Source organism: Corynebacterium sp. NPDC060344, assembly GCF_042725215.1.
Lineage (GTDB): Bacteria > Actinomycetota > Actinomycetes > Mycobacteriales > Mycobacteriaceae > Corynebacterium.
This window is the reverse complement of record NZ_JBHXCS010000024.1, coordinates 1-4,752: the sequence shown is the minus strand read 5'-3', so window position 1 is coordinate 4,752 and position 4,752 is coordinate 1. Positions and strand designations below refer to the sequence as shown.

General features: G+C 71.5%; 5 protein-coding genes. 4 read left to right on the top strand and 1 reads right to left on the bottom strand.

The features are described from left to right. Positions 1-261: 261 nt before the first annotated feature. The 3 genes from ACFWGD_RS12995 to ACFWGD_RS12985 all read left to right on the top strand — a co-directional run bounded on the left by ACFWGD_RS12995 (position 262) and on the right by ACFWGD_RS12985 (position 3,611). Positions 262-1,125, top strand: a complete 864-nt coding sequence (locus tag ACFWGD_RS12995) for a BTAD domain-containing putative transcriptional regulator (protein ID WP_377779106.1) — start codon at positions 262-264, stop codon at positions 1,123-1,125. Positions 1,126-1,562: 437 nt separating this feature from the next. Continuing rightward, entirely contained in the window at positions 1,563-2,384 is an 822-nt protein-coding gene (locus tag ACFWGD_RS12990; RefSeq protein ID WP_377779105.1) for a BTAD domain-containing putative transcriptional regulator, read from the top strand. Positions 2,385-2,417: 33 nt separating this feature from the next. Beyond that, entirely contained in the window at positions 2,418-3,611 is a 1,194-nt protein-coding gene (locus tag ACFWGD_RS12985) for an epoxide hydrolase family protein (protein ID WP_377779104.1), read from the top strand. An 85-nt stretch (positions 3,612-3,696) separates the two neighbouring features. On the opposite strand, the gene ACFWGD_RS12980 is transcribed toward ACFWGD_RS12985, so the two are convergent. Next, positions 3,697-4,239, bottom strand: a complete 543-nt coding sequence (locus ACFWGD_RS12980) for a flavoprotein (protein ID WP_377779103.1) — start codon at positions 4,237-4,239, stop codon at positions 3,697-3,699. Between the two features lie 58 nt (positions 4,240-4,297). Between ACFWGD_RS12980 and ACFWGD_RS12975 the strand changes: the two genes are divergently transcribed. Further along, positions 4,298-4,705, top strand: a complete 408-nt coding sequence (locus tag ACFWGD_RS12975; RefSeq protein ID WP_377779102.1) for an SgcJ/EcaC family oxidoreductase — start codon at positions 4,298-4,300, stop codon at positions 4,703-4,705. The last annotated feature ends 47 nt before the right edge of the window (positions 4,706-4,752 follow it).

Genomic DNA, 4,752 nt, shown 5'->3' with positions numbered 1-4,752 from the left:
GATCGGTCTCTTCTATTTGGATAGCGTCGCTGTAGTGCCCCTTTGATCCACCTATGGGGAGCCTGCGGCGGGCGGCTCCCCGATTCCGATCTTTCTGGATTGGATAAAAGTGCAGGTCAGGTGCCCTGTGCTCGCGACGGGCTCGCATCTGCCTATAAAAAACAGCGTGGACGGTTTGATATTGACAAACCGTTAGCCCTGTTTTTTACTGGTCAAGCCTTGAGTGGGGCGAGACTCATCCACGGACCAGGGGGATTCAGCGTGAACATCGATGTACTGGGCGCACTGGCGGTGCGGGTGAACGGTGTCTCGATCACGCCGACCGCCCCCAAGCCCCGCCAAGTGCTGGCGCTCCTGGCGCTGCACGCGGACCAAGTGGTGCCCGTCGCGGCACTCATAGAGGAGCTGTGGGGCGAGGAGCCGCCCCGCAGCGCCCGCACCACCCTCCAGACCTACGTCCTGCAACTGCGCGCGCTCATCGCGACCGCGCTGGAGGCGGGCAAGCGCAAGGACGAGGCGGCCGCGGGGCAGGCGGACGGAGCCGAACGGCCCGAGCGCACCGCGAAGGACGTGCTCGTCACCCTGCCCGGCGGCTACCTGCTGGACAGCGGCGGCGGCAAGCTGGACGTCCGGGAGTTCGACCGGCTCGCGGGCATGGGCTACCGGGCCATGGACGCCGGGGACTTCCCCGGCGCCGCGCGGATGCTGCGCGAGGCCCTGGCACTGTGGTCCGGCTCCGCCTTCGCCGACGTACACGGCGGGGCCCAGCTCGACATGGAGACGCTGCGGCTGGAGGAGACCCGGCTGTGCGCGCTCGACCAGCGCATCGAGGCCGACTTGAGACTGGGCCGCCACCGCGAACTGCTGGCCGAGCTCACCGTGCTGGCCAGCCGCTACCGCACCCACGAGAACCTCCACGGGCAGTTCATGCTCGCCCTGCACCGCTCCGGCCGCCGCGGCGAGGCCCTGGACGTCTACCAGCGGCTGCGCGCCACCCTCGTACGCGAGCTCGGGCTGGAGCCGTCCGCCGCGCTGCGGCGACTGCAGCGCTCGATCCTCATGGCGGGCCCGGACAGCCTGGCCGCGGCCGGCGAGGCCGACGGCGAGCGCCTCGTACGGATCTGACGGACCGGGGTGTGAAGGGGTACGGGCACGGGGATCCGGGCGGGACCCGCGGCGGCGCGGTGCTTCCGCTGTGGAAGGCACCGCTTCCCGTGCCACAGCCGCCGAAAGCAGAAACAGAAACAGAAGCAGACCGATCGCGAGCCGAGCGTCCCGGAACGGATTTCCCCCACATCACAACCGGACACACGGTCGACGAAATGGGCAACCGCCGCGATATTCGCGGGTGAAACCGGCGGACCGCGGTTGCCAGCACCACCGGCCCCGGCACGGGAGGTGGGCGGGACACGGGACTGACAGGGCCGCCGACCGGCGGTTTGACCCGTGGAGAGGGGCTCAAAAGGGCCTCGAGAATTCGGAGACATTGCGCAGGGCCCGGCTACCGTGCCTCAGTCGAAGGCCGAAATACGAGGGGAATTCGACGACTTACGGAGGAGACCGTGAAAATTCAGGTTCTGGGTCCGTTGAGTGCTGAGGTCAACGGGGGCTCGATCGTCCCGACCGCCCGCAAGCCGCGGCAGATCCTGACGCTCCTCGCCCTGTACCCGGGGCGGGTGATGCCGGTGCCCACGCTCATGGAAGAGATCTGGGGCACCGACCTGCCTCAGAGCGCTCTGACCACCCTGCAGACGTACATACTCCAACTGCGCCGCAGACTCGGCACCGCCATGGGCCCCGGCGAGCCCGGCGGCGCCAAGGACGTGCTGGCCACCCGGCACGGCGGCTACCTGCTGCAGATCCCGCCGGAGTCGGTGGACGTGCACGAGTACGAGAGCCTCGTCGGCCAGGGGCAGCGGGCGTTCGAGGGCGGCGACGACGAGAGCGCGGCGGACCTGCTGCGCGCCGCGCTGGCGCTGTGGCAGGGGCCGGCCCTGGTCGACGTACGGGTGGGGCCGATCCTGGAGATCGAGGTGATGCGGCTGGAGGAGAGCCGGCTGGTCACCGTGGAGCGGCGGATCGATGTGGACCTGCGGCTCGGGCGCCACACCGAACTGCTCGCCGAGCTCACCGAGCTGATCGCCCGCCACCCGCAGCACGAGGGGCTGCACTCGCAGGCGATGGTCGCGCTGTACCGGTCGGGGCGCCAGGCCACGGCCCTGGACGTGTACCGCAGGCTGCGCGGCCGGCTGATCGAAGACCTGGGCGTGGAGCCGTCGCCGCAGTTGCAGCGGCTGCACCAGGCGATGCTGACCGTGGATCCGGCGCTCGACGTGGCGGCCGGTCCCAAGCGGGGGTCGACCTTCGACCTCTATGCGGCGTGAGCGGCGGCCCCGCCCACCCCTACCATCCACCGCATGAGCGATCTTGGTGAGTGGGCGCGGCCGTTCCGGCTCGACGTGCCGCAGCGCGAGCTGAACGACCTGGCCGAGCGGCTGGACCGGGCCCGCTGGCCCGACGAGCTGCCGGACGCGGGCCGGGCGTACGGGATGCCGCTCGGCGAGGTGCGCGCGCTCGCCCGCCACTGGCGCGGCGGGTACGACTGGCGGGCCGCCGAGGCGCGCCTGAACTCCTGGCCGCAGTACACCACCGTCATCGACGGGGCCCGGGTGCACTTCGCGCACCTGCGCTCGCCCGAACCGGCCGCCCGGCCGCTGCTGATGACCCACGGCTGGCCCGGCTCCCTCGTGGAGTTCCAGCGTGTCGCCGGCCCCCTGACGGACCCCCGGGCACACGGCGGGGACCCGGCCGACGCCTTCCACCTGGTGTTGCCGTCGATCCCCGGCTTCACCCTGTCCGGGCCGACCACCGAGCGGGGCTGGGAGTTCAAGAGGGTCGCGCGCGCCTTCGCGGTGCTGATGCAGAGACTCGGGTACGAGCGGTACGGAGTCCAGGGCGGCGACTGGGGAGCGGCGGTCTCCCGGGAACTGGGCCGCCTCCACCCCGACCGCGTCAGCGGGGTCCACCTCAACCTGCTGCCGGGCGGCGGGGCCACCGCGGAGCCCACGGAGCAGGAACTCGCGCCGCTGGACGAGGCCGAGCGGGAGCGCACGCGGGCCTCCTGGGAGCGGTATCGGACCTGGGCGCGCGAGCGGCAGGGCTACGCCGACATCCAGGCGACCCGCCCGCAGACCCTCGCGTACGCCCTCAATGACTCGCCCGTCGGGCTGCTGGCCTGGATCGGGGAGAAGTTCGCCGAGTGGAGCGACCCGGCCTGCCCGCCGGACCGGGACCAGGTGCTGACCAACGTGATGCTGTACTGGCTGACCGGCACGGCCGGCTCCGCCGCGCGGATCTACCACGAGCGGGCCCACGCCGACTACTACGGGCAGCCGCCCGAGGTCTCCCGCACCCCGACCGCGCTCGCCGACTTCCCCCGGGACAACTTCATCCCGCTGCGGCACGTCGCCGCGCGCACCGACACCGTCGTGCGCTGGACCTCCTACGACAAGGGCGGCCACTTCCCCGCGATGGAGGTGCCGGAGCTGCTGGTGGGGGACGTCCGGGCCTTCTTCCGGCAGCTCGAGGCGGGCGCGGGATCCGGCATGTGAAATGGCGTGCGCGGGGCGGCGTACGTCTGTGAGCATCGCCCGATGACCGACGAACAGCGCAGCCGGCCCGTCCTGGCCCGGCCGCTCACCGGCCGTTCGTCACCGCGTCCAGGGCCGTCTGCCACGGGAAGTGCGGCGGGGCGTCCGGGCCGGCCGGGCCGGGGGTGAAGCCGTCATCGCCGTACAGGACGGTGACGCCGGCGCCGCGCAGGACGGCCAGGGACTGGTCGAACTGCGGGTGGGAGGAGAGGGCGGAGTTCAGGCACGGCATGGCGACGACGGGGACGCCCTCCTTGCCGACCGCCTCGGCGGCCACGCCCACGGCGAACCGGTCGGTCAGGCCGAGTGCCCAGGAGTTGAGGGAGTTGAAGGTGGCCGGGGCGAAGAGCAGGGCGTCGGCCGCCGGCCATACGTCGGCCTCCCCGGGGAACTTGTACTGCCACCGCACCGGATGCCCCGTCAGGACGGCGAGCCCGTCCAGGCTCCCGGAGACCCAGTGCGCGGCGGTGGGGGTGAGCCCGAGGCAGACGTCCCAGCCGCGGGCCTGGGCGTCCTCGATCACACGGGCCACGTCGAAAACGGGCGGGGCGGCGGAACAGAGCAGGTAGAGGGTCTTCGTCGTGGTCATACGGCAATGTGATCATATCGCTTGACCTCAACCATGCTTGAGGAAGCACGATCGATCCATGAGCGAACAGCACCCGTCCGTCGGAGCCCCCGCGGACGTCGAAGCGATCAGGCAGGTCGTCGCCACCGTCGAGCGCACCCAGCGGGCCAAGGATCCGGAAGGCTTCCTCGCCCTCTTCCACCGGGACGCGCTCTGGACCACCGCGCACGGCAAGGTGCTCATCGGCCTCGACGCGATCGCCGAGTTCACCCGGGCCGTGCTGCCCGCGTCGAACTGGGACGGCCGGGTCACCTACGAGGTGGCGCACCTGCAGTTCCTGCGCCCCGACGTGGCCGCGGTCAAGGTCCGCCAGGTCTACCACTCGGCGCAGGGCGACTCCGAGGGCGCCCCGCTGTACGTGATGACCCGCGGCGACGACGGCCGCTGGCTGCTGACGGCCTGCCAGAACGCCGAGGTCAAGGCCTAGGACCGATGACGCGAAGGAGTCCCGGACCCACAGGGGAGGTCCGGGGC